General features: G+C 59.9%; 26 protein-coding genes. 18 read left to right on the forward strand and 8 right to left on the reverse strand.

Annotated elements, in window-relative coordinates:
- Positions 1-44 precede the first annotated feature (44 nt).
- The 3 genes from SD196_RS07365 to SD196_RS07375 are packed head-to-tail and all read left to right on the forward strand — an operon-like array spanning position 45 to position 2,010.
- On the forward strand, positions 45-1,166 hold the full coding sequence (locus tag SD196_RS07365; RefSeq protein ID WP_416311228.1) for a beta-ketoacyl-ACP synthase III: 1,122 nt from the start codon (positions 45-47) through the stop codon (positions 1,164-1,166).
- Between the two features lie 8 nt (positions 1,167-1,174).
- The gene (locus SD196_RS07370) at positions 1,175-1,777 is read left to right on the forward strand and encodes an RNA polymerase sigma factor (RefSeq protein ID WP_416311723.1); all 603 of its coding nucleotides are present in this window, start codon (positions 1,175-1,177) and stop codon (positions 1,775-1,777) included.
- Positions 1,771-2,010 (forward strand): zf-HC2 domain-containing protein, encoded by a 240-nt coding sequence (locus SD196_RS07375; protein ID WP_331316297.1) that lies wholly within the window; start codon positions 1,771-1,773, stop codon positions 2,008-2,010. Before SD196_RS07370 ends, SD196_RS07375 begins: the two co-directional genes overlap by 7 nt.
- 457 nt (positions 2,011-2,467) lie before the next feature.
- On the opposite strand, the gene SD196_RS07380 is transcribed toward SD196_RS07375, so the two are convergent.
- Positions 2,468-3,382 carry a VTT domain-containing protein gene (locus tag SD196_RS07380; RefSeq protein ID WP_416311229.1) on the reverse strand — a complete coding sequence of 305 codons (915 nt, stop codon included), beginning with the start codon at positions 3,380-3,382 and terminating at the stop codon, positions 2,468-2,470.
- A 298-nt stretch (positions 3,383-3,680) separates the two neighbouring features.
- On the opposite strand from SD196_RS07380, the gene SD196_RS07385 reads away from it, so the two are divergent.
- Complete coding sequence (locus SD196_RS07385) at positions 3,681-4,997, forward strand: OprO/OprP family phosphate-selective porin (RefSeq protein ID WP_275610709.1); 1,317 nt, start codon at positions 3,681-3,683, stop codon at positions 4,995-4,997.
- 156 nt (positions 4,998-5,153) lie between these two features.
- On the opposite strand, the gene SD196_RS07390 is transcribed toward SD196_RS07385, so the two are convergent.
- Positions 5,154-5,618 (reverse strand): GNAT family N-acetyltransferase, encoded by a 465-nt coding sequence (locus SD196_RS07390; protein ID WP_275610710.1) that lies wholly within the window; start codon positions 5,616-5,618, stop codon positions 5,154-5,156.
- Positions 5,619-5,763: 145 nt separating this feature from the next.
- Between SD196_RS07390 and SD196_RS07395 the strand changes: the two genes are divergently transcribed.
- Together SD196_RS07395 and SD196_RS07400 are read left to right on the forward strand one after the other, a co-directional pair.
- On the forward strand, positions 5,764-6,903 hold the full coding sequence (locus tag SD196_RS07395) for an acyl-CoA dehydrogenase family protein (RefSeq protein WP_275610711.1): 1,140 nt from the start codon (positions 5,764-5,766) through the stop codon (positions 6,901-6,903).
- Positions 6,904-6,946: 43 nt separating this feature from the next.
- A complete protein-coding gene (locus SD196_RS07400) occupies positions 6,947-8,128 on the forward strand; it encodes a CaiB/BaiF CoA transferase family protein (protein ID WP_416311230.1) in 1,182 nt (393 codons plus the stop codon).
- A gap of 6 nt (positions 8,129-8,134) precedes the next feature.
- Here SD196_RS07400 and SD196_RS07405 read toward each other — a convergent pair whose 3' ends face one another.
- From SD196_RS07405 to SD196_RS07430, 6 genes are all read right to left on the reverse strand, one after another.
- Positions 8,135-8,632 carry a SprT family zinc-dependent metalloprotease gene (locus tag SD196_RS07405; RefSeq protein ID WP_275610713.1) on the reverse strand — a complete coding sequence of 166 codons (498 nt, stop codon included), beginning with the start codon at positions 8,630-8,632 and terminating at the stop codon, positions 8,135-8,137.
- Positions 8,633-8,802: 170 nt separating this feature from the next.
- The gene (locus SD196_RS07410; protein ID WP_207885098.1) at positions 8,803-9,399 is read right to left on the reverse strand and encodes a Yip1 family protein; all 597 of its coding nucleotides are present in this window, start codon (positions 9,397-9,399) and stop codon (positions 8,803-8,805) included.
- Positions 9,400-9,559: 160 nt separating this feature from the next.
- Positions 9,560-10,156: a DNA-J related domain-containing protein gene (locus SD196_RS07415; protein WP_275610714.1), complete on the reverse strand. Its 597-nt coding sequence runs from the start codon at positions 10,154-10,156 to the stop codon at positions 9,560-9,562.
- A gap of 265 nt (positions 10,157-10,421) precedes the next feature.
- Positions 10,422-11,609 (reverse strand): hypothetical protein, encoded by a 1,188-nt coding sequence (locus tag SD196_RS07420; protein ID WP_416311231.1) that lies wholly within the window; start codon positions 11,607-11,609, stop codon positions 10,422-10,424.
- 71 nt (positions 11,610-11,680) lie between these two features.
- Entirely contained in the window at positions 11,681-12,187 is a 507-nt protein-coding gene (locus tag SD196_RS07425; RefSeq protein WP_416311232.1) for a hypothetical protein, read from the reverse strand.
- A gap of 149 nt (positions 12,188-12,336) precedes the next feature.
- Positions 12,337-12,585, reverse strand: coding sequence for a DNA-binding protein (locus tag SD196_RS07430; RefSeq protein ID WP_416311233.1), 249 nt, complete (start codon positions 12,583-12,585; stop codon positions 12,337-12,339).
- A 137-nt stretch (positions 12,586-12,722) separates the two neighbouring features.
- Here SD196_RS07430 and SD196_RS07435 point away from each other — a divergent pair, with 137 nt between their 5' ends.
- From SD196_RS07435 to SD196_RS07490, 12 genes are all read left to right on the forward strand, one after another.
- On the forward strand, positions 12,723-12,947 hold the full coding sequence (locus SD196_RS07435) for a DNA-binding protein (protein ID WP_178119503.1): 225 nt from the start codon (positions 12,723-12,725) through the stop codon (positions 12,945-12,947).
- Positions 12,944-13,159 carry a hypothetical protein gene (locus SD196_RS07440; RefSeq protein WP_019681378.1) on the forward strand — a complete coding sequence of 72 codons (216 nt, stop codon included), beginning with the start codon at positions 12,944-12,946 and terminating at the stop codon, positions 13,157-13,159. The genes SD196_RS07435 and SD196_RS07440 overlap by 4 nt, the downstream gene beginning before the upstream one ends.
- Positions 13,152-13,541 (forward strand): hypothetical protein, encoded by a 390-nt coding sequence (locus SD196_RS07445; protein WP_054377824.1) that lies wholly within the window; start codon positions 13,152-13,154, stop codon positions 13,539-13,541. The genes SD196_RS07440 and SD196_RS07445 overlap by 8 nt, the downstream gene beginning before the upstream one ends.
- Before the next feature lie 222 nt (positions 13,542-13,763).
- Positions 13,764-13,916, forward strand: coding sequence for a hypothetical protein (locus SD196_RS07450; RefSeq protein ID WP_164699241.1), 153 nt, complete (start codon positions 13,764-13,766; stop codon positions 13,914-13,916).
- Between the two features lie 105 nt (positions 13,917-14,021).
- Entirely contained in the window at positions 14,022-15,314 is a 1,293-nt protein-coding gene (locus SD196_RS07455; RefSeq protein ID WP_416311234.1) for a hypothetical protein, read from the forward strand.
- On the forward strand, positions 15,314-16,309 hold the full coding sequence (locus tag SD196_RS07460; RefSeq protein ID WP_416311235.1) for a tyrosine-type recombinase/integrase: 996 nt from the start codon (positions 15,314-15,316) through the stop codon (positions 16,307-16,309). The genes SD196_RS07455 and SD196_RS07460 overlap by 1 nt, the downstream gene beginning before the upstream one ends.
- A 165-nt stretch (positions 16,310-16,474) precedes the next feature.
- On the forward strand, positions 16,475-18,139 hold the full coding sequence (locus SD196_RS07465; protein WP_416311236.1) for a hypothetical protein: 1,665 nt from the start codon (positions 16,475-16,477) through the stop codon (positions 18,137-18,139).
- 266 nt (positions 18,140-18,405) lie between these two features.
- Positions 18,406-19,233, forward strand: a complete 828-nt coding sequence (gene ttcA, locus SD196_RS07470; protein ID WP_017522174.1) for a tRNA 2-thiocytidine(32) synthetase TtcA — start codon at positions 18,406-18,408, stop codon at positions 19,231-19,233.
- A 20-nt stretch (positions 19,234-19,253) separates the two neighbouring features.
- Positions 19,254-19,925 carry a DNA-3-methyladenine glycosylase I gene (locus SD196_RS07475; RefSeq protein WP_343574119.1) on the forward strand — a complete coding sequence of 224 codons (672 nt, stop codon included), beginning with the start codon at positions 19,254-19,256 and terminating at the stop codon, positions 19,923-19,925.
- Positions 19,926-19,953: 28 nt separating this feature from the next.
- Positions 19,954-20,718 carry an NAD-dependent deacylase gene (locus tag SD196_RS07480; RefSeq protein ID WP_343574117.1) on the forward strand — a complete coding sequence of 255 codons (765 nt, stop codon included), beginning with the start codon at positions 19,954-19,956 and terminating at the stop codon, positions 20,716-20,718.
- A 69-nt stretch (positions 20,719-20,787) separates the two neighbouring features.
- Positions 20,788-21,417 (forward strand): C40 family peptidase, encoded by a 630-nt coding sequence (locus tag SD196_RS07485; RefSeq protein WP_275610717.1) that lies wholly within the window; start codon positions 20,788-20,790, stop codon positions 21,415-21,417.
- Between the two features lie 81 nt (positions 21,418-21,498).
- Complete coding sequence (locus SD196_RS07490; protein WP_343574113.1) at positions 21,499-22,029, forward strand: C40 family peptidase; 531 nt, start codon at positions 21,499-21,501, stop codon at positions 22,027-22,029.
- Position 22,030: the final 1 nt, after the last annotated feature.

Here is a 22,030-nt window from a genome sequence, read left to right on the forward strand (position 1 = left end):
CTTGCCGCCTGGTCTGGCGGCCTGATATTTGAAGAGGATTGACCGTGCATAAAGTCGTGATCAGCGGAACTGGCCTGTACACCCCGCCGTTCAGCATTTCCAACGATGAACTGGTGGAATCCTTCAATAGCTACGTCCGCAGTCACAACGAGCAGCACGCCGAGGCCATCGCCAAGGGCGAGATGGAGCCGCTGGCCGAATCCAGCTCCGCGTTCATCGAGAAAGCCTCCGGCATCAAGAGCCGCTTCGTGGTGAACAAGGAAGGCATCCTCGACCCGCAGCGCATGACCCCGCGCATTCCGGAGCGCTCCAACGAAGACTGGGGCATCCTCTGCGAAATGGCCGCGCATGCGGCGAAGGAAGCCCTGCAGCGCGCTGGTCGTACCGCCGCAGACATCGACGGGGTGATCGTGGCCTGCTCCAACCTGCAGCGAGCCTACCCGGCGGTGGCCATCGAAGTGCAGGCCGCCCTCGGCATCCAGGGCTTCGGCTTCGACATGAACGTTGCCTGTTCCTCGGCCACCTTTGGCCTGCAGGCCGCGGTGAACAGCGTGCAGCTCGGCCAGGCCCGCGCCATCCTGATGGTCAACCCGGAAATCTGCACCGGCCACCTGAACTTCCGTGACCGCGACAGCCACTTCATCTTCGGCGATGCCGCCACCGCGGTGATCGTCGAGCGCGCCGACCAGGCCACTTCCAAGCACCAGTTCGACGTGGTGAGCACCAAGCTGCTGACCCAGTTTTCCAACAACATCCGCAACAACTTCGGCTTCCTCAACCGCGCCGCGGAAGAGGGCATCGGCCAGCGCGACAAGCTGTTCGTGCAGGAAGGCCGCAAGGTGTTCAAGGACGTCTGCCCGATGGTGGCCGAGCTGATCAGCGAGCACCTGGCGCAGAACGACATCCCGGTCAGCGACGTGAAGCGCTTCTGGCTGCACCAGGCCAACCTGAACATGAACCTGCTGATCACCCGCAAGCTGCTCGGCCGCGACGCCGAGGCCCACGAGGCGCCGGTGATCCTCGACACCTACGCCAACACCAGCTCGGCAGGTTCGGTGATCGCCCTGCACAAGCACCAGGACGACCTGCCCGCCGGCTCCATCGGCGTGCTGAGCTCCTTCGGCGCCGGTTACTCCATCGGCAGCGTGATCCTGCGCAAGCGCTGATCGTGCCCATCGACGACAGCGAGCTGTTGTCGCGCCTGCTGGCCGGTGACCAGCAGGCTTTCCGCACCCTGGTAGCCACCTACCAGGGCGCGATGCGCGCCGTGGCCATCGCCATCGTCGGCAGCGCCCAGGCCGATGAAGTGGTGCAGGACGCCTGGCTCGCCGCCGTGCGCAACCTCGACGGCTTCCAGGGGCGCTCCAGCCTCAAGACCTGGCTGCTGACCATCACCGCCAATACCGCCAAATCCCGCCTGCGCAAGGTTCGCCGGGAGGTCTCCCTGGACGACCTGCCCGCACCCCACGGCAGCATCGACGACGCCCGTTTCGCCGCCGATGGCCACTGGAGCCCGGCGCCGCTGGCCTGGCACGAGGACTCCCCGGAGGCCCTGCTGGCCGAGGAGGAATTGCGCAAATGTCTGGAAAAGACCCTTGCCAGCCTGTCCGAGCTGCAGCGCAGCGTCCTGCTGCTGCGTGAGCGACAAGGGCTGGAGCTGGATGAGATTTGTAATCTTCTGGACGTTTCGCTCTCCAATGTCAGGGTGCTGCTGCATCGTGCGCGGCTGAAGGTGTTCGCCACGCTGGAGCACTTCGAGGAGACCGGGGAATGCTGACCTGCAAGGAACTGGTGGCGCGCTCCAGCGACCTGCTGGACGAACAATTGAGCTTTCGCGAGAAGCTGGCGTTGCGGCGGCACCTGTTGCTGTGCCGCAACTGCCGGCGTTACCTGCGGCAGATGCGGCTGGCCCAGGCGACCCTGCGCGCGCTGCCGGAGAAACCCGGCGCGGACACCGACCTGCTCGCCGCGCACCTTGCCGAGCTGCGACGGGACCATTCGCGGCGCTGAATCCGCCCATGGCTCTCCGTAACGCGCACCCGTCTGACACCGGAGTCGCTGGAAACCTCGGTTCGCGAGCAAGCTCGCTCCTACAGGTTCGGGCATGCCGCGGCAGCTCTCGTAGGAGCGGATCTTATCCGCGAATCTTCCCGACACCTCAGACTATCGCGGACGGAGTCCGCTCCAACGGGAGTGCCGGTGATCTTTGTAGGAGCAACTGTCTTGTCCCGGCTGAATCTGTGCCAGGGCTTTCCCTCACCCCAGCCCTCTCCCTCAGGGAGAGGGAGCCAGATCGTGCCGGCTGACATAGTAGTTTCATCCTGCACCGGACGGTCCCCTCTCCCCCTGGGAGAGGGTTAGGGTGAGGGCCAACCCGAGCGCAGATGCATCTCGTAGGAGCGGACTCTGTCCGTGATCGGCCCGGTTGGCAGGCAGGGAGTACACCATTAATCCAAAAAAACAGCGCCTAGCCCGGCCCCTGCGCATGCCACGCATCCAGCCCACCCGACAGCGCCCACGCGCGCGAATGGCCGGACGCCTGCAGCCGCTCGGCGAGCATGGCGGCGGAGAGTTCGTGGGGGCAGGCGCAATAGATCACCACATCACGATCGCCCAGGCTGTCACGCAGCTCGTCCAGTGGCGCGTCGAGCCCGAAGGGAATGGAGCCGGGGATCGCTTCGCCATCGAACTGCGCACGCACGTCGAGGATCAGCGGCGGCTGCTCGGCGTCGATTCGGGCGCGCAGTTCGTCGACGCTGATACGTGGAATTCGCGAGGTGCGCCGCAGCAGGCTGTAGCGCTGCCAGAGCTTCCAGGCGATGAACAGGGCGAAGGCGCCCAGCAGCAGCGCGGCGCCAAGGCTGGCGTACTGGCTGAGCCAGCCGAGCACGTAGTCCACTGCGTCGCTGAAGATGCTGCCGATCATCAGGGCCGAACCGGCCCAGAGTGCGGCTCCCGCACAGTCGTAGCCCAGGAAGCGATGCAGGCGGGTTCCGGTCATGCCGGCCATGGTGGTGGTCAGCGCGCTGGCGCCCGGCAGGAAGCGCGAGATCAGCAGCGCGCGCGGGCCGATGCGCAGATACAGACTCTGGCTTTGGCGGATGCAGCTGTCCGGCGACAGCGAGACCTTGCACACGCTGCGCAGCATGAAGCCGCCATAGCGCCGGCCGGCGAAGTACCAGATGCAATCGGCGATCAGGCAGGCAACGACCGCCACTGCCAAGGCTTCACCCAGCGGCACGCCGCTGCCTTGCAGGGCGAGGGCGCCGGCGACGATCAGCGCCGGGTAGGCGGGAATTGGCAGGCCGAGCTGCTCCAGCAGGACGTTGAGGAACAGCAGGGAAAGACCGTGCTGTTGGATCAGGGGTTGCAGTTCGTGCATGGGAAAGCCTGAGGGCAAGGTCTTTCAGGGGGAGGTGAAAGCATACCGCCAAAGTAGCGGTCGGAAAGCGCCCTGGCCCTAGTCGGACATGGCTTAGGAGCTTTATTACTCAAAGAAATCAAAAGTTCCTTTGTAATAAAAGTTTTATCTACGAGCAACTGATCTGAAATAACCCCTCGCCAAGATTCCCAGCAACACAAACGGGGGCCGCCAGATGGCCTGTGCGTGACCTTGGGGGCCGCGCAGCAGCCAGGCACTCGGCGTGTTCAACGCTAAATACCATTAAGGGGAATCTTCGATGATCCGTAAGCACTTCGCCGGTTACGCCGCCACTGCCCTGGCACTGGCCGTTTCCGCCCAGGCTTTCGCAGGCACAGTCACCACCGATGGCGCCGATATCGTTATCAAGACCAAGGGCGGCCTTGAGGTCGGTACCACCGACAAAGAGTTCAGCTTCAAGCTGGGTGGCCGTCTGCAAGCGGATTACAGCCGTTTCGATGGTTTCTACACCAAGAATGGCAACAATGCTGACGCCGCGTACTTCCGTCGTGCCTACCTGGAACTGGGCGGTACCATGTACCGTGACTGGAAATACCAGATCAACTACGACATGTCCCACAACTCGGGTAACGCGGACAACGGTTACTTCGACGAAGCTTCCTTCAGCTACATCGGCTTCGCTCCGGTCACTCTGAAGTTCGGCCGTTTCGACCCGGACTTCGGCCTGGAAAAAGCCACCAGCTCCAAGTGGGTTACCGCGACCGAGCGTACTTCGGCCTACGAACTGGCTGACTGGATCAACACCCACCAGGACGGCATGGGTGCCCAGGTCGGCGGCGTAGTCGCCAACATGGCTTACCTGGATGCTGGCGTATTCGCCAAGGACGCCGACGACACCGACGGCGACAGCGTCAAGCAGTTCAACTTCCGTGGTGTGTTCGCTCCGATGAACACCGACGGCAACGTCCTGCACCTGGGCGTGGACTACGCCTACCGTGACCTGAACGACACCGCCTTTGACTCCCGCATCCGTCCGCGCCTGGGCATGCGTGGTGTGGCTACCAACGGTGGTAACGACGCTGGTGACAACGGCAACCGCGCTACCTTCGGCGGCGCCACCCTGAGCCCGGCCGGTTCCTACAAGGACGACTCCACCTGGGGTGCTGAATTCGCTTACGCCATCGGCCCGTTCTCCGCTCAGGCCGAATACCTCAAGCGCAAGCTGAAAGCCGATGCCGATGCTTATCAGGACATCAAGGCTGACGGTTACTACGGCCAGCTGGCCTACACCATCACCGGCGAGTCCCGCGTGTACAAGCTCGATGGCGCCAAGTTCGACACCATCAAGCCGGCTGACAAGCAGCTCGGTGCCTGGGAAGTCTTCTACCGCTATGACCACATCAAGGTGGATGACCCGAACGTGACCGTAGCCACCGCTACCCGCGACGTGGGCGACACCAAGGCCAGCACCAACACCATCGGTGTGAACTGGTACGCCAATGAAGCCGTGAAGGTCTCCCTCGACTACGTTCACGTCACCACCGACGGCATTCGGAATGCCAACGGCGACGATGACGGCAACGGCGTCGTGACCCGTCTGCAGTACGTGTTCTAAGCAATACGCAGTACCGTTGACTCCTTTGTGTGAACCCCCGCCTCGGCGGGGGTTTTTTTATCTCTTCTGTAGGAACGAGCTTGCTCGCGAACCTGCTGCATGCCGGAGCAGCCTGAAACATCGTTCGCGAGCAAGCTCGCTCCTACAGGATTTGCCTCAGCGAAAAGTGGGCCCCGCTGGCCGTCGGCGGAATTCGAACTCGAGCAACTCATCGAATGGATTGCCCATTTCCAGCCGTGTCCAGCCCAGCCTGATAAGGAAAGCCAGCGCCGCGGGGTTGTCCGGCCTCACGCTGGCCCGCCACAAGGGGTTGCTCTGCAATTCCGGTTGGCTCATCACCAGCGTCATCACCGTGCGACCGACACCCGAGCCGCGTAACTCCGGGCGCACTGCGAGGTCGGTAACGAAGTAATAGGGATGCGTCGGGGTGGGCAGGCAAACCCCCACCACCGCGACCAGCACGTCTCCACGCAGAATGCTGTACTGCGCCTTTTCCGCATCGTTCAGCACCTGTTCCAGCCAGTAGCGATCCATCGGGCCCAGTTGCGCGTAGAGCACCGGATCGTCGAACCAGCTTTCGTACGGCGGGATGTCCTCTGCCTGGAAAGGGCGAATCTGCATGCGGGCGCTCTCCGGTGCAGCTTTGGGAAGTTTCACACTCGCATCTGCTGGGCGATTGCGTCAATCGACCCTGAGCGCTCGCGTCATTGAGGCCGCGCGCGGCCAGCACCTACCCTGCGGGCACTCAACCCACCGGGAGTCGACCATGCTGCGCAATCACTTCGAGACCGAGCACAACCTGTTCCGCGATGCGTTCCGTTCCTTCCTCGACAAGGAAGTGGTGCCTCACCAGGAGGAATGGGAGGAGGCTGGTGTAGTGGACCGCAGCGTCTGGCGCAAGGCGGGGGAGATGGGTTTCCTGCTGCCCTGGGCAGAGGAAGAGTACGGCGGAACCGCTCTGAAGGATTTCCGCTACGAACAGATCATGTGTGAGGAACTGGCCGCCATCAACGAGCCGGGCTTCATGATCCCGCTGCACTCGGCGCTCTGCGGCCCCTACATCGCCGAGTATGGCAATGCCGAGCAAAAGGCCCGCTGGCTGCCGGGGATCATCCGTGGCGAGAGCATCCTGGCGGTGGCGATGACCGAACCGTCCGCCGGCTCGGACCTCGCCGGCATGCGCACCACGGCGGTGGACAAGGGCGATCACTACGTCCTGAACGGCTCGAAGGTGTTCATCTCCAACGGCCTGCTGGCTGACCTGGTGATTGTCGCGGCGAAGACCGACCCTTCGAACAAGCACGCCATGGGCCTGTTCGTGGTAGAGCGCGGCATGGAAGGCTTCGAGCGCGGGCGCAACCTGAAGAAACTGGGCATGAAGAGCCAGGACACCGCCGAACTGTTCTTCAACAACGTGAAGGTGCCGAAGGAAAATCTGCTGGGCGACGCCAAGGGCGGCTTCTTCTACCTGATGAACATGCTCGCCCAGGAGCGCCTGACCAACGCCTGTGGCGCGGTGGCCGGCGCCGAGGCGGCGCTGAACGCGACCATCGATTACGTGAAGGAGCGCAAGGCCTTCGACCGCCCGGTGGCGCACTTCCAGAACACCCGCTTCAAGCTCGCCGAGATGCGCACGCAGATCGACGTGGCGCAGGTCTTCACCGACCGCTGCGTGATGGACCACAACCAGAAGAAGCTCACCCCGGAAGTGGCCGCCGAGGCCAAGCTGTTCACCACCGAGTTGCTGTGCAAGGTGGTCGACGAGGGCGTGCAACTGCATGGCGGCTGGGGTTACATGTGGGAGTATCCGATCTGCAAGATGTACGCGAACGCGCGCATCCAGCGCATCTTCGCCGGCACCTCCGAGATCATGAAGGAGATCATCAGCCGCGGCATGAAGCTCTGAGGCGCGGCGTCAAAGTATTCACGATAGCGTTACAGGAGTGCCCATGAACGGCCCGCTCGCCTCCCTGAAGATTCTCGATTTCTCCACCTTGCTGCCGGGGCCGTTCGCCTCGCTGCTGCTGGCGGACATGGGCGCCGAGGTGCTGCGTGTGGAGTCGCCCACGCGCATGGACCTGGTGCGCGTACTGCCGCCGCACGTGGACGGCACCTCCGCCAGCCACGCCTACCTCAATCGCAACAAACGTTCCATCGCGCTGGACCTCAAGCAGCCGCAGGCGGTGGAGGTGGTGAAGCAACTGGTGCGGGAATACGACATCGTGCTGGAGCAGTTCCGTCCCGGCGTGATGGACAAGCTTGGCGTCGGCTACGAGGCGCTCAAGGCGATCAATCCGAAGCTGATCTACGTGTCGATCACCGGCTATGGCCAGACCGGGCCGTTCCGCGATCGCGCCGGGCACGACATCAACTACCTGGCCCTGGCCGGCCTCGCCAGCTACACCGGCCGCCGCGACACCGGTCCGCTGCCGCTGGGCGTGCAACTGGCGGACATCGGCGGCGGCTCGCTGCATGGCGTGATGGGGCTGCTGGCGGCGGTCATTCATCGGCAGCAGACGGGGGAGGGACAGCAGGTCGACGTGAGCATGACCGACTGCGCGTTCAGCCTGCACGGCATGGCGGGTGCAGGGTACCTCGCCGCTGGAGTCGAGCCGGAGATGGAAGCCCTCGCGCTCAACGGCGGCAGCTTCTACGACTACTACCGTACCCGCGACGGTCGCTGGTTCTCGGTGGGCAGCCTGGAGCCGCAGTTCATGCAGCAGTTCTGTGTTGCCATCGGCCGCCCGGAACTGGCCGCGCGCGGGCTCTCGTCCAAACCGCAAGACCAGCAGGCGCTCAAGCGCGAGATCGCCATCGAGTTCGAGAAGCACGATTTCCACGAGTGGCAGGAACGTTTCGCCGCGCTGGATGCTTGCGTCGAGCCGATGCTGTCGCTGTCCGAGGCGGTGGAGCATCCGCAGCTTCGCGAGCGGGGCGTAGTGACACAAGTACCCAATGGCAAGGGCGGTGTGCAGGAGCAGATCGCCTGCCCGATCCGTTTCTCCGCCGGCCTGCCCGAGCCTCGCCATATTGGCGCGGCACTGGGCGCAAATACCGGCGAGGTGCTGGCGGAACTGGGCTATTCGGCAGAGCAGGTCGAGGCACTGAAGACGGCGAAGGCCATCGCCTGAGCCGCATTACTCGCGGCGGGTTTCGCCGGTGAACACCAGCGTCGCGCGGCAACGCCGGCAGTAATAGCGGCGGCCCTGGGCGACCAGGTTATGGCGCTGGGCGGAGAAGGGGAATTCGTTGCCCTCGCCGCAGTGGCAGCGATACAGGTAGCGGGTGGCGCGGCGGCGCTTGATTTCGTAGGTGTGGCAGCGGTCCGGCGGCAGGCCGTAGATGCCGCGCATGATCAGCTGCCACTCCTCGCCATGCGGGCGAATGCGCGGGCCGAACATCTGATGGGCGATCAGGTGGGCCACTTCGTGGGCCACGGTCTGCTGCAGGAAATGATCGCGGTTTTCCCGATACAGCTGCGGGTTGAAGCGCAGCAGGTTCTCATCGAGGTGGGCGACGCCGGCCTTCTGGCCGCGCAGCCGGAAGCTCACTTCCGGGCGGGGAAAGCGCCGCTGGAAGAAGGCTTCGGCCTGCTGGTAGCAGGCTTCGACGCGAGCGTTGAGCTGTTCAGGCATACAGTGGTTCTCCGACGGGGGCAGATTATGCCGCAGTCGAAGCGCCGGTGGAGGATTTCTCGCGGCCGCTCGTCCGGGGTGCAGGTTCAGGCAAGTCAGGCGAGTTTCAGGCAAGCGCGCAAAAGAAAACCGGGCCACTGGGGCCCGGTCGTTCATTTTGGTGGTCAGGATCAGGTGTATTCCGGCCCGACACCGCTGCCCCAGAGGATCACCGACAGGGCGATCATCGCCACCAGCACCACCAGTCCCACCGCCAGCACGGAGCTGGAGAACAGGAAACCTTCATCCTTGGGAATGTTCATGAAGGTCGGGATGCCGACATAGAGCAGGTAGACGGTGTAGCAGATCGCGGCTGTGCCGATGATCATGCCCAGCCACAGGTGCGGGTACAGCGCCGCCAGGCCACCGATGAACAGCGGGGTAGCGGTGTACGCGGCAAATACCACGCATTGGGTCATCGATGGCGCTGCGTCATAGGTGCGTGCCATCCAGTGGATGAAGGCGCCCATCACGGCGACGCCGGCGAGCATGGCGATATAGGTCATGATGGTCAGCTGCATCGCACTGGCGGCTGTCAGCTTGACCGGTCCTGCATTGCCCAATACCCAGCCGACCTGCGTGGTGCCGATGTAGGCGGAAATGACCGGGATGGCAGCGAGGATCAGGACGTGGGTCAGGTACATGTGGCTGATGGATTCTTCCTCGCCACGGATTTCCTGCCATTCCTGATCGGGATGGGTGAAGAGCCCCCACACATGATGGATCATGTCAGCATTCTCCTCTTCTTATAGAAGGTCGCCCCCCAGCGAAGCGCCGGAGACGCGTAGCCAGCGTCATCCGGTGCTCGGCCGACCTATGCGACCTTAAGTCGCAGTATAGGGAGGGCTAAAGGCCTCGTCGTCCGTGGGTTTAGAGCAAATGGAAGTTTCACGGGCGACTGTAATAGCGCTCCAGAATTTCCATGGCCTTGTTGATCGACTGCAGCCGCGTGGTGCTGCCGCCGCGATCCGGATGGTGCTGGCTGACCAGCTGACGGTAGCGCAGCTTGATCAGCGCATAGTCCACCGGGCCGTCCTCCAGCTCGAAAAGGGCCAGGGCGGCGGCCTTTTCCTCGTTGCCCTGCATGCGTGTCCAGAAGCTTTCCAGCAGCTTCTCCACGTCGCGCTCGGTGGTTTCTTTCAGATGTTTCTCGTCGAGATAGTAGTCGCGCAGGGCATCCTGCTCGCCGAGCGCCTGCGCGCCACTCATATAAGGAGAGAGGCGAATCTGCAGCGGGCCGATTTCCAGGTGCGCGGCGTTCTCCGCCCAGAGCCGGTCGCGCAGCCGGTAAAGCGCGTTGAACACCAGGAAGTGGGTGCGGAACAGCACCAGCTTGTCGATCAGCGGCAGGTTGGGCACGTGGGTGGAGTGCCGAGCTTTCAACTGCTGGATCAGCTGGAATTCGGAGAGTCCTTCAGGTGCTTCCCGCAGTAGCTGCAGGAGCTGGTCCGTCAGGTCGAGGGAAGGGTCGAGGTCGGGCGTCATGCTGTCAGATTAGCAGTGGCCCGATAGAGGGGCTGGGGTACGCGTCGCTTTGCGCGTAGAACTGCTGGCCTGTTCTCGTTAATGGTCATAAATGGCCAAGGCTGGGCAGCACTAAGGCTGGAAAGGAGAGGGTGGCCCAAGTTCTGTGCTATGCCGGCCTGTATTGGCGAGTGATTTCGACACTTTTTCGACACGCGGAATGGGGCGACCTTGCTAGACTTGGTGCGTCCAAGCCAACTTCGATGAGAAGATTTGGCATTTTCTGTCAAACTCTTTCTTCTATTCCTAAAATTAGGTCATTTAGGTTTGCTGGGATAAATACACCACATTGTGGAATCGCACGCCTGATTAAATTTGCTGTAGCCTTGTCGCAGCGAAAGATATCAACATAGGGCAGGTAAATAGCATGCATAATGTCGCCGAAGTCACTTATCTTCCCTGAAGAGCTTGCTCGCAAATCCAGTGACTTTTCTTTCAGTTTTTCAAAGTACAATGCGATAAGTGTATAGAGCCCAGGGCTTTTTTCCCATGTTGGTAGAGTGCCGCTCGGAAGATTGATTTCGAAGTTTTCAGCAAGCTTATGTGATATATCTGAAAAGAATTTGTTGCGGTTATTTTTGTTGGCGGCGCGTGCCAGTCTCTTAACATCGCTCTCGGGGATTCCGTTTAATTCTGCTGCTCCATACAGACCTTTTATTGATGCCGAGAATTCATTTAACATTGCATCAAGTTTCCCTCCTTGGGTCCGCAACCATGCAGATGCAGATGATGCGCTATCCCAATAGTCATAATATATTCTTTCCCATAGGTCTAGGTCGGAAAATGAATCTTTCAAGGCGTCAATGACTTTGCTTTTGGGGGAGTCTCCGGCCATGTACTTGCGCAGGGCAATTAAGGCTGGTTTGTTAACAGGTATCTGTCTTGCAAGCTCTAGGGCTTCCTGTTCGCCCGCTTTATCCTTATAGCTGCCTTCGACAATTTTTTTAGCTGCTCGCCGTTGTTGTCGATTGAGTTGAAGTTTGCTGATTTCATCGCTCAGCATGACCTTTGGATTGGGTATTTTGATGTCATCTAATGGAGGCATCCAATGGCCGTTGCTTAAAAGGATGGAATATGGCGTGGAGCATGAGGCCAAAATCTTCAACTCATTTTCCAGTAAGTCGAATGGGTTAATCAGAGTGGATTTGCCGCAAAGTTCTTTGATGCAGCTAAATCGAAGACCCGCCGTCTGGATGTCGCTTCTATTTAGCGGAGCTGCTTCTATCACGCTAATCATCGAGTGGCGGATTATGATTTTGCCATCAGATACAAGTTTTTTAAGTCTGTTTTTTGTGTCCCTGAAAGAGGGGAGGTCCCTTTTTTTGGGATCAGAAAAATTGGAATAGTCATTGCTGTCTAGGTAGACCTGGAGAGCTTCTGGGGCTCGGTTGGTTTCAGGTTTGTTCCTATACATAAATGCACCTCACTCTTTGAGTTCTTGTAGTTATTTCATCTACATAAACGCTTCGACGAGTTGGGGCTTTGTCAATCTCCGCACGCTTCCGATTTTTTCTGTGCAGTCCTCTCCGAAGGGTTCTGGCTGTGCTGCTGCCACCAGAACTGGCACTGGGATGATTTGAAGCGCTTTTCCTGCTCTACGCGGGCTTGCTCTGCCTGCACTTGGGCGAGCTGCTCAGCGCGCCGTTGTTCTCTGGCCTCATCCTCGGCAGCCATTCGCTGCTGTATCTCGGCCTGTGCACGTCTGGAGTCTTGCTCGGCTTGTTGCATGGTCTGCTGCAAGTAGGCAGCAGCTTCGTTGAAGGCGGCCTTGATGCGCTGTTCCTGGATGTAGTCGTAGAGAAGCTTCCCGCCCCACAGGCCGCCGACGATGATGATGGCGGCCAGGATGATGGCGTGGCTGGGGTCCATGGGAGTGTGGGCGTGGCGAAGTGGTGCGGCTTTCCGGCCTCGACGTTCGTTGCGATCGTCGATTTCCTCGTCCATGTCAAAGCTCAGGCTTTTGAGTTGCTCATCGATGTCGCGCTTATCCATGCACGTGTCCGCTCCTGGACAGAGTTACTCATGGCGAGAATATCGCCTGCAGGCCTAGTTTTGGATAGGCAGGACCTGTTCTCTCCTTTCACTGCCATTTTCCCTGCTAATAGGGGGCTGCATTAGGTTCCTTGAGCGATCCCAACTACTCAAGCGGGATTTGCCTCGTCGTAATCAGGACTCGTCTGCCCGCTCTCCGGAATGATTTCTCCGCTAGCCAGCCAAAGCGCGTACTGAGGAAAAGCCTTCACCAGTACGTCGAGCTCTTCCGTACTTACCCGCACAGCGCCCTTGCTGACGTTCAGCCAACGGCTGTGGTCAACGTCGCTCAATTGACTGAGCTTTTTAGGGCCTACCCGCTTGATCAGTAATCGCGCCCTATCTGCGGAGCTTTCCATATCCAGAATTCAGCCTTTCCTACAAGGTAACTATTGACGCGAAAAGTCCAGAAAATCAACATTTGCCGCAAGGTAATTATTGACTTGAGCGCAGCTCAAGGCCGGAACATAAAGCCCAACATAGTGCAGGAAAGCCCATGGATGTGGAAGGAACGCCCCTCACTCTGAAAGACCTGCTTGCGCCACCGCCGCTGATGCCGTGGCGCAACTTCGCCGACTGGATACGCATGAGCGACAGCCACGACATCGTGTGGGGCTGGATTCGCAATGGCTACATCCCGTCCCACAAGGTCGGCAAACACATGATGGTCAACGTGGCACTGCTGACCAGCCAACTGATGGATAAGGAGATTCGACTGTGAGCAAAACCCAAGTAGCCCCGGAGCTCTGCACCGTCGCGGCCTTCGCGGAGATGTGCGGCGTGTCGTATGCCGAAGCGGAACAGTGGGCAGAAGACGGCACCATCCCCAGCCTCGACATGGGCACCTTCCGCATGGTCAATCTCGCGCGCTTCCGCGCCGACCTCCTCAAGGGCAAGAACACCTTCGACGCGGGGGACTACCGCCATGGATAACCGCCGCGTGATCCTGGATGCCATTAGCGCGCTGCGCTACCTCGGTCAGACCGTTCTGGTGGAACTGGGCTGGGAAGACGACCCCGAAACCGTGTGGCGCCTGCTGCGCGTGATCGGCGTAGTGCTCCCGGCAGAGGGCGTGCGCGACGAACCGCACTTCCTGACGGTGCCCGTTGGCGTGACCGACGAATTCGCGAATGAAACCTTCTGGGACACCATTCGCACGATTCGGGTGATGCGAAACCGCGACCGGCAGAGTTCCGGCAACGTACTGGGCCGCATCGCCCACCCCGCAACGTCCCGGTCAGGGGCCGCGCTCCCGGCTCGTCGGAACAGCTCCACCGTTCCGGCGAACGGAAGCACGGGCGGAGCGCACCCTTGACCGCGCACCCGCCAGAAACAGCCTCGGCTTGGGAGTGTGGTGCAGCTCTTCCGCACCGCGCTCCCGAGCCCTCGGCGGCGAGAGCGGGATGACAAGGGCGGAGCCCTTTGTGTTGATCTTCTCCCCGGCGCGTACGGCCCTCACCGACAGCCGCCGCAGCAGCACCCCGCCCCGATCCCCTCGCTCCGCCGCCACTTCCCATTTCACACCCTGGAGCGCGCCATGTCGGAGTGCCTCTTGCTCAAGACCATCCTCTTCCTGCTCACCGCATACCTGTTCGGTCTGTGGGAGCTGCACCGCCCTGAATACCCCACCTGCTGGATCGACCCTGAACGCCTTGCGTGCTGGTCGTTGGCCGCGCCCACCGGACGGTAGCGTAAGGCACGAGCGCCCCGACGGTGGGCGCGGCCGACGGCCCTGTAACACGTCGGACAACCCATTTCCTATTCGTTGGTTATTGGACATTGTTAGGTGAATCCCATGAGAAAAGTGACCCACCAGCACCGCCTGATCGTTCAGCCTGACGGCCAGATCATTGATTCCCCGCGCGGGCGCCTGTTTGTCGATGCAAAGCCGGGCAGCTTCACCGACCTCTCCGGCGTGCGGGTGCTGCGGTGCGGCGTCGATACCGTCCGGCAGCTGTACAACGGCATGATCCGCCCCGAGGTGATGGCGCTGTTCGACGACAAGGAGCCCACTGCCGAATTCGCCGGGCATCAGTGGTCCAAGGGCCGTATCGGCCGCGACTCCGGCTACCAGTTCCGCCTGCAGAACGCGGACCTCGGCCTGATCCTGTTGATCAAGAACCACAACATCAAGCTCGACACCATCGGCTCGCACTTGAAGATCGAGGTGTCTCCGCACGCTATCGATGGCACCGACCCTGCGGCCCTGCAAGCGATGCTCGATGACCTCGCCGCCGCGGTGCTGACCCACTGCGAAACCAACCAGTGCGCCGTCCACATCGCCCTGGATGTTCAGGGCTGGACGCCACCCGCTGACATCGTGGATCGCATGCACTGCCGCTCCAACCGGGTGCGCCAAATCAGCGGCATCGACCGCATCGAATTCGACGGCAACGCCTCGGTGTACGGACGCGGCGAGACCTTCATGTTCGGCTCCGCCAACGGCCTCCAGCTGTGCATCTACAACAAGACGCTACAGGCGCGCGCGAGCGACAAGCTCGACTACTGGAATGCCGTGTGGTCCGGTCTCAATGGCGATCCGTTCGGCGCGGGGGACGCCGCCTACGACCCGAAGGAAACGGTGTGGCGCATCGAGTTCCGCTTCCACCACTCCATTGTCGAACAGTTCGCCCAAGGCACCTGTCTGCCCTCTGGCGCGGTGATCGCCACGCAGACCTACGCCGGTATCTGTCCGCACCTCCAGGGCCTGTTTGGCTACGCCTGCGAGGCCTTCAAACTGCTGGCCCGGGATGCCGTCTACGACCCGTTCTGGTCGCTGATCATGCAGGACGTGAAGGTCCAGGTAGAGTGCGATCCGCTCATTGATCGCGTCGAGTACCGACGCTACCACAAGACGGCCATGGGCTTCTCCGGCAAGAACTGCGAGATGTTCCTGGGCCAGTTCATTAGCCTGATCGCACGGGAGCGCATCCCCGCAAAAAAGGCCATTGAGTCCGCCCACCGACTGGAATTCTGGCACGTCATCGAAGACCACTATCTGGCCAAGGGTTGGACTCGCCGCGACCTCGAGCAGCACATCAAGGACCTGATCTCGGACCGTTACCTCAGGCGAGGCTATGCCGTCTGATGGGCATCACCAAGCTCCCGGACGGCCTCTGGTTCGTTGATGTCGAACCCATCAAGGGCAAGCGCTTCCGCAAGCGGTTCAAGACCAAGGGCGAGGCTCAGCGTTTTGAAGCTTCTGTGCGTGCGAAGCTGGCAGTCGCCCCAGAGTGGAATCCACGACCAAAGGACAAGCGTCGGCTGTCTCAGCTCATCGAACGTTGGTACGAGCTGCATGGGCACGCGATCACCAGTGGGCGACGTCGCAAGAACATGCTGTTGTTCATCGCCGCGAAGCTGGGAAATCCAATCGCTCAGACTTTCAGTGTTTCTGACTTGGTGGCGCTGCGTAAGTCCGAGTTGGAGGAGGGCGCTCTACCGCGTTCCATCAACGTGCGGTACTCCTACCTCAAGTCCATCTATACCGAGCTCCGCCGACTCGGTGATATCGACTATGCCAATCCCCTGGAGACACTGAAGCCGCTCAAGCCTCAGCAGGAGGTGGTTTCCTTCCTGTCGAAAGCCCAGGTGATAACCCTGGTAACTGCACTACGGGAGTACACGACATTCCCGCACCTGGCGCTGATTTCCGAAGTCTGCCTGGCTACCGGAGCTCGATGGTCGGAAGCTCAACGTCTGACTTGGCCAATGGTTCGTGCCGGCTGTGTAGTGTTCGCCAATACCAAGTCGAAGCGAGTTCGCACGGTGCCGATCTCCCAGGAGCTGCAGGATCGGCTTGAAACCTACTTCGCCAGCAAGACCCGTTTCCCCTTCTGCCGCGAGGCATTCGCCCGCATGGTGAAGCGCTGCAACATCGAACTGCCGCGCGGCCAGTGCACCCACGTCCTGCGCCATACCTTCGCGTCGCACTTCATGATGAATGGCGGGAACATCCTGGCGCTGAAGGAGATTCTTGGGCATACGTCGTTGAACATGACGATGCGGTATGCGCATCTTTCTCCCGAGTATCTTCAGGATGCAGTTCGGCTCAATCCACTATCGGTTGTCAACGAGCCTTAATATCCTCATCGCTTGCTGAGTCGTCAGGAGGGTTCGGCTCAGGTGATAATCGAGCGAAGACACATCCAGCTTGGCTCGATGGTACGGCCGAGAAATTTCGCGATAGCTTCCAGCGCGGTCAATTAGCCGCCTAGTAAATTTCCTCAGCATGGAGAGATTGCAGGAATGCGTGAATACTCAGAGCAAGAGATTCAAGACCTCACGGATCGGGTTTTCGTCATGCGCGAGAAGATCGAATCTGGAAAGATGAAATTTGCTCCGCATTTGATTGATGGGTTTAGGCAGAGCTTCGAGGCTATTCGGTTACGTCCTGATGGCCTAGTTGACCCTGCGACTGTGGATGGACGAATTCGGTCGGCTACACTTGCAGTTAAAGCAATTGCCTATCGGGAAGAGGCTAAAGAATCCGTAAGTCTTCATAAGATTCAGTCGCTGTATTTTGATTTTTTGTTTCAAGAGTTTGGTGAGTTCTATGAGCCGATGATTAAGGCTGGAGCAAATCCTTACCAGGCTGCAACGGTGTTAGGTAGAGATGATAGGGTAGTGCAGATGGTTTCATCCGCATTGCCTGATTTGGCTGAAGGTCTGATGGAGTTTTGGTCTTCGGTGGCCGATCCGGCAGCTTTTCATTTGCAAGATGGATTGCAGTTGAAGTCCACTTTTTCTGGGGATTTATTCCCTGCTTACTGGGAAAATGTAGTTTCTACCGCAGGATTGTACATAGATACAATAGTGTTGCCTTGTCCAATCATGAGAATTGCGCCTCTAGCACAGGCTCTTCCTCCTAGGCAAGTTGCGGAGCTGTTGATTAAGCATGTTTTGACCGCAATGACATATAGAGATCTTGCGATTGCGGAAGTTGAACCTCCCTTGGTGGTTATTTCTCCAAATCCTAGAGATGTAAGTGACGAAGATAGAATTTCCCTTTCGGATCAAAGCCAGTTGCTTTCATGTCGGCATGCAGGATATCTATTTGGCCGAGAGTTTGAGTCGGTGGAGCATTTGGCTGACTATTGTAAGAATTTAGCGACGGTCGAGCAGGTTGTTGCCGAGCTAAAAGGTAAAGATCGGCTGGTTTTTGACACCGAATGGGGTGGTAATCCATCCGATCAGTTGCGAAGAGCTATGCAGGAGGGAGTAGCTCCTGGATTCAATCAGGCTATTGCCGGTAATCATGTTTTATATGCTTGTATGGGCCGTATGCCGCAGGCGCTAGCCGCCCAGCAGTGTGCGCTGCATTATGGTGGAACACCATTTATAGGTGCTGAAACCTCGTGGAAGTATTTTAACTGGATGCTTGAGTATCAAGGGCAGGGCGCTGGTTTTAAAGTTGGTGATCGTGAGAGTATGCATATTGTCCGTGCGTTAAGTGCTGAGAGCGATAATAATCTACAGTGGCTTGGTAAGGTTCCTCCTGAAACGGTGCTGGAAATTAGGAAGGCAGGACTCGCTGAAGAACTGCGTGAGATTTTAGGGAGAGGGGTTGCGGAGTTAATCAGCGTGCGGCCAGATAATTATTTCAGAACTGCAGATCAGGTCGTAGATAACTTGGATCGAGCTTTTAGAGCTCACCAGGCTTCCCTGGAGAAAGCACGGTTAAGTAAGCTCAAGCTGTATGGTATCGATGTGGTCTCTTGCGTTGCGGTGGGCGCAATTGGAGTTGCAGCTGCATTTACAGGAAACGTCGCGTTGGGGGCTGTGGGCAGCGTTCTAGGTGTGGCAGGTTTGCCGAATCTGAAAGATATCAAGACGAAATATTCAGAAATAAAAGCAGATGAGCAGGCTCGAAGCAGTTCGCCTACTGGGATGCTTTTTAAGCATTTGAAATGAGCTTGACTGCTCAAGACCTAACCTGACTTAGGCGGCCACAAAATATGTGGCCACTTCGGTTTGATCCAGGATTTTCGCCTAGCTTTGGGAGGGAGCTGGTGGCTCATCACCTCGTTTCCTTTCTTTTCGACATTTCTTCGACGCCGAATGGGGATGCTGGAAAAATATCCTTTCATATCAGAAGGTTAAATGCCTGGTGTCCGTCCTTGGCGATTTGCGCGTAAAATAATCGGCTTTTCGTCTTGCCCTTCGGATTCCAGAGCACCATGGCCAGCACCCTTTCGGTCAACCAGAACAAACTGCAGAAACGCCTGCGCCGCCAGGTTGGCGAAGCGGTCACCGACTTCAACATGATCGAGGACGGCGACAAGGTCATGGTCTGCCTGTCCGGCGGCAAGGACAGCTACACCCTGCTGGACATCCTGCTGTACCTGCAGAAGGTGGCGCCGATCCAGTTCGAGATCGTCGCGGTGAACATGGACCAGAAGCAGCCCGGCTTCCCCGAGCACGTGCTGCCGGCCTATCTGGAGTCCATCGGCGTGCAGTACCACATTATCGAGAAGGACACCTACTCGGTGGTGAAGGAGAAGATCCCGGAGGGCAAGACCACCTGCTCGCTGTGCTCGCGCCTGCGCCGTGGCACCCTCTACACCTACGCCGACGAGATCGGCGCGACCAAGATGGCCCTGGGTCACCACCGCGACGACATCCTGGAAACCTTCTTCCTTAATATGTTCTACGGCGGCACCCTCAAGGCCATGCCGCCCAAGCTGCTCTCCGACGACGGCCGCAACGTGGTGATCCGCCCGCTGGCGTACTGCAACGAGAAGGACATCGAGGCCTACTCGGTGCTCAAGGAATTCCCGATCATCCCGTGCAACCTGTGCGGCTCGCAGGAAAACCTGCAGCGCCAGGTGGTCAAGGAAATGCTGCTGGACTGGGAGCGCAAGTCGCCGGGCCGCACCGAGATCATGTTCCGCGCGCTGCAGAACGTGGTGCCGTCGCAACTGGCCGACCGCAACCTGTTCGACTTCAACAGCCTGCGCATCGACGAGACCGCCACCCCGCGCTTCCTCGATGTGATGAACCTGTAAGACCTCCGCAAGGACGCCCGATGCGCAATTACCAGTGGCTGTACGAGTATTGTCTGAACCGCTTCGGCTCGGTCGAGGCGCTGGAAGCCCGGATGCCGCAGCCCAGGACGCCGGCGGAGCTGGCGGCGGTGAGCGATGACCGTTACCTGTCGCTGATCAGCCTGCGCATTTTCCGCGCGGGCCTCAAGCACAGCCTGGTGGACGCCAAGTGGCCGGCCTTCGAGGAAGTCTTCTTCGGCTTCGACCCGGAGAAGGTCGTGCTGATGGGCGGCGAGCGCCTGGAAAACCTGATGCAGGACGCCCGGCTGATCCGCCACCTGGGTAAGCTCAAGAGCGTGCCGCGCAACGCGCAGATGGTCCTCGACATCGCACGCGAATACGGCAGCTTCGGCAAGCTGCTGGCGGACTGGCCGTCGAACGACATCGTTGGCCTGTGGAAACTGCTGGCCAAGCGCGGCAACCAGTTGGGTGGCATGTCCGCACCGCGCCTGCTGCGCATGGCAGGCAAGGACACCTTTGTCCTCAGTGACGATGTGGTCGCCGCACTCAAGGCCCAGGAAATCGTCGACAAGACGCCCACCAGCCAGAAAGACCTGGCGCTGGTGCAGGCCGCTTTCAACCAGTGGCAGGAACAAAGCGCTCGTCCGCTGTGCCATATCTCGATGATGCTGTCGTACACGGTCAACCACTGACGCGCGGCCTGGCCGCGGAGGAGGGCGCATGGATTCGGCCATCGAACGCACCGGCGCGGCACTGGCTCGCGCCGAACGCATCCTGGTGATCACTGGCGCCGGCGTCTCCGCCGACTCCGGCATGCCCACCTATCGCGGCCTGGGTGGCCTCTATAACGGTCGCACCGAGGAAGGGCTCCCCATCGAGGCGGCGCTTTCCGGGCCCATGCTGCGCGACAACCCGGCGCTGTGCTGGAAGTACCTGGCTGAGCTGGGCAAGACGTGTCTCAACGCACGGCCCAACGCCGGCCACGAAGCCATCGCCGAGCTGCAGCGGTATAAGCCTGAGTGCTGGGTGCTGACACAGAACATCGATGGCTTTCATCGCCGTGCGGGCTCGCCGGTGGAGCGTCTGATCGAGATCCATGGCGAACTGGCGCCACTCTACTGTCAGTCCTGTGGCCAGGAAGACGCAGGGTTGGCTGAGCGTCTGGAGGAGCCGCTGCCGCCGAAATGCACGCGTTGCGGCGGCGTGTTGCGCCCGCCAGTGGTGCTGTTCGAGGAGATGTTGCCGGAGGCGGCGATCGACACGCTCTATGCGCAGTTGCGCAAGGGATTCGACGCCGTATTGCTGGTGGGAACGACCGCGAGCTTCCCCTACATCATCGAGCCGGTGATGCGGACGCGGGCCGCCGGAGGCTTCACGGCAGAGGTCAATCCGGGGCTGACCGATCTGAGTTCGGTGGTCGAAGAAAGAATGGTGGGTCGAGCCTTAGACATTATGCCGCGCCTGCTAAGTCACATTCCGCGATAAAAAACTTGCATTACCCTCATTGAGCGGGCAAATTACCCCGCTATTAAATGGAACTAATGAGACACGGTCGTGCCCATGCTTAAACGCTTCGCACCCCTCGTGCCCATGAGTTTCGTTCTGTTGCTGGCAGCTTGTGCCAGCCATTCGCCGGAATCGCAGCAAAGCCAGGTAGCCGTAACGCCGACCAGCCGCGCCGCTTTTCTTCAGATTGACCAGAATAAGGTCACGATGGCGGATGAGTCGCAGGACGAGGGGGCCAAAAACTATAACGGCAGTTCGACCTCGCACGTATCCGACATCCTGGATCGCGCGTTCTCGCTGATCGGTACTCCGTACCGCTTCGGTGGGAAATCGGAACGAACTGGTTTCGATTGCAGCGGCTTCGTGGGCTATCTGTTCCGCGAAGAAGCAGGCATCAACCTGCCGCGCTCCACGCGCGAGTTGATCACCATGGACGTCCCGCTGGTCTCGAAAGAAGACCTGCAACCGGGCGACCTGATCTTCTTCAACAATCGTGGTCGCGGTCGGGTTAGCCATGCCGGCATCTATATCGGTGACGGTCAGTTCATCCACTCCGCCAGCCGCCGTGGCGGTGGTGTGCGGGTGGACAGCCTGGACGAGAGCTACTGGCGCCTGAGTTACATGGAAGCCAAGCGCGTACTCGAGCCGGGTTACCAGCCCAAGACGGTAACCCGCTAAACTTAAAGTTTTACTTTAAGTATTGCGTTCAAGTTACTGTCGGTGCAAAGTGATGGCATTCCTTCGCAGGGATGCCATCACATGCTCGCTCCACAGCGCATTATTCTCATCGCTGTCCTCGCCTCCCTGGCCGCCTGCGCCAGTCGCACTCCGCCGTCGCCACCGCCCGTGGTGAACGCGCCTTCGCTCCCTGCCTACAATTCGCAAGCCGCCGATGACGTCCTGATCCGTGCCATTGGCCTGGTCGGCACGCCCTATCGCTGGGGTGGAAATACGCCCGATGGCGGTTTTGATTGCAGCGGCCTGATCGGCTACGTCTACCGCGATGCCACGGGCCTGCAACTGCCACGCTCCACGCGCGAGATGATCACCATGCGCGCGCCCAGCGTCGGCCGAGAATCGCTGCAGAGCGGCGACCTGGTGTTCTTCGCCACCAGCGGTGGACGGGGTGTCAGTCATGCGGGTATCTATGTCGGAGAAGGGCGCTTCGTTCATGCGCCCAGAACGGGCGGGACCGTACGCCTGGACAGCCTCGACAGCGCCTATTGGCAGAAAGCCTTCCTGGAAGCCAAGCGCGTCCTCGCCGTGCAGAGTCTCGCTCTCCATCCCTGAT

This window comes from Pseudomonas macauensis, assembly GCF_047902425.1.
Lineage (GTDB): Bacteria > Pseudomonadota > Gammaproteobacteria > Pseudomonadales > Pseudomonadaceae > Pseudomonas.

Excerpts from the sequence above, each read along its gene's own strand:
- SD196_RS07410 (WP_207885098.1), bottom strand. The coding sequence starts at position 9,399 with ATGATCCATCATGTGTGGGGGCTCTTCACCCATCCCGATCAGGAATGG.
- SD196_RS07435 (WP_178119503.1), top strand. The coding sequence starts at position 12,723 with ATGGATGTGGAAGGAACGCCCCTCACTCTGAAAGACCTGCTTGCGCCA.
- SD196_RS07430 (WP_416311233.1), bottom strand. The coding sequence starts at position 12,585 with ATGGAAAGCTCCGCAGATAGGGCGCGATTACTGATCAAGCGGGTAGGC.
- SD196_RS07465 (WP_416311236.1), top strand. The coding sequence starts at position 16,475 with ATGCGTGAATACTCAGAGCAAGAGATTCAAGACCTCACGGATCGGGTT.
- SD196_RS07445 (WP_054377824.1), top strand. The coding sequence starts at position 13,152 with ATGGATAACCGCCGCGTGATCCTGGATGCCATTAGCGCGCTGCGCTAC.
- SD196_RS07415 (WP_275610714.1), bottom strand. The coding sequence starts at position 10,156 with ATGACGCCCGACCTCGACCCTTCCCTCGACCTGACGGACCAGCTCCTG.
- ttcA (WP_017522174.1), top strand. The coding sequence starts at position 18,406 with ATGGCCAGCACCCTTTCGGTCAACCAGAACAAACTGCAGAAACGCCTG.
- SD196_RS07450 (WP_164699241.1), top strand. The coding sequence starts at position 13,764 with ATGTCGGAGTGCCTCTTGCTCAAGACCATCCTCTTCCTGCTCACCGCA.
- SD196_RS07385 (WP_275610709.1), top strand. The coding sequence starts at position 3,681 with ATGATCCGTAAGCACTTCGCCGGTTACGCCGCCACTGCCCTGGCACTG.
- SD196_RS07475 (WP_343574119.1), top strand. The coding sequence starts at position 19,254 with ATGCGCAATTACCAGTGGCTGTACGAGTATTGTCTGAACCGCTTCGGC.
- SD196_RS07425 (WP_416311232.1), bottom strand. The coding sequence starts at position 12,187 with ATGGATAAGCGCGACATCGATGAGCAACTCAAAAGCCTGAGCTTTGAC.
- SD196_RS07455 (WP_416311234.1), top strand. The coding sequence starts at position 14,022 with ATGAGAAAAGTGACCCACCAGCACCGCCTGATCGTTCAGCCTGACGGC.
- SD196_RS07400 (WP_416311230.1), top strand. The coding sequence starts at position 6,947 with ATGAACGGCCCGCTCGCCTCCCTGAAGATTCTCGATTTCTCCACCTTG.
- SD196_RS07490 (WP_343574113.1), top strand. The coding sequence starts at position 21,499 with ATGCTCGCTCCACAGCGCATTATTCTCATCGCTGTCCTCGCCTCCCTG.
- SD196_RS07405 (WP_275610713.1), bottom strand. The coding sequence starts at position 8,632 with ATGCCTGAACAGCTCAACGCTCGCGTCGAAGCCTGCTACCAGCAGGCC.
- SD196_RS07380 (WP_416311229.1), bottom strand. The coding sequence starts at position 3,382 with ATGCACGAACTGCAACCCCTGATCCAACAGCACGGTCTTTCCCTGCTG.
- SD196_RS07420 (WP_416311231.1), bottom strand. The coding sequence starts at position 11,609 with ATGTATAGGAACAAACCTGAAACCAACCGAGCCCCAGAAGCTCTCCAG.
- SD196_RS07395 (WP_275610711.1), top strand. The coding sequence starts at position 5,764 with ATGCTGCGCAATCACTTCGAGACCGAGCACAACCTGTTCCGCGATGCG.
- SD196_RS07460 (WP_416311235.1), top strand. The coding sequence starts at position 15,314 with ATGGGCATCACCAAGCTCCCGGACGGCCTCTGGTTCGTTGATGTCGAA.
- SD196_RS07390 (WP_275610710.1), bottom strand. The coding sequence starts at position 5,618 with ATGCAGATTCGCCCTTTCCAGGCAGAGGACATCCCGCCGTACGAAAGC.
- SD196_RS07480 (WP_343574117.1), top strand. The coding sequence starts at position 19,954 with ATGGATTCGGCCATCGAACGCACCGGCGCGGCACTGGCTCGCGCCGAA.
- SD196_RS07375 (WP_331316297.1), top strand. The coding sequence starts at position 1,771 with ATGCTGACCTGCAAGGAACTGGTGGCGCGCTCCAGCGACCTGCTGGAC.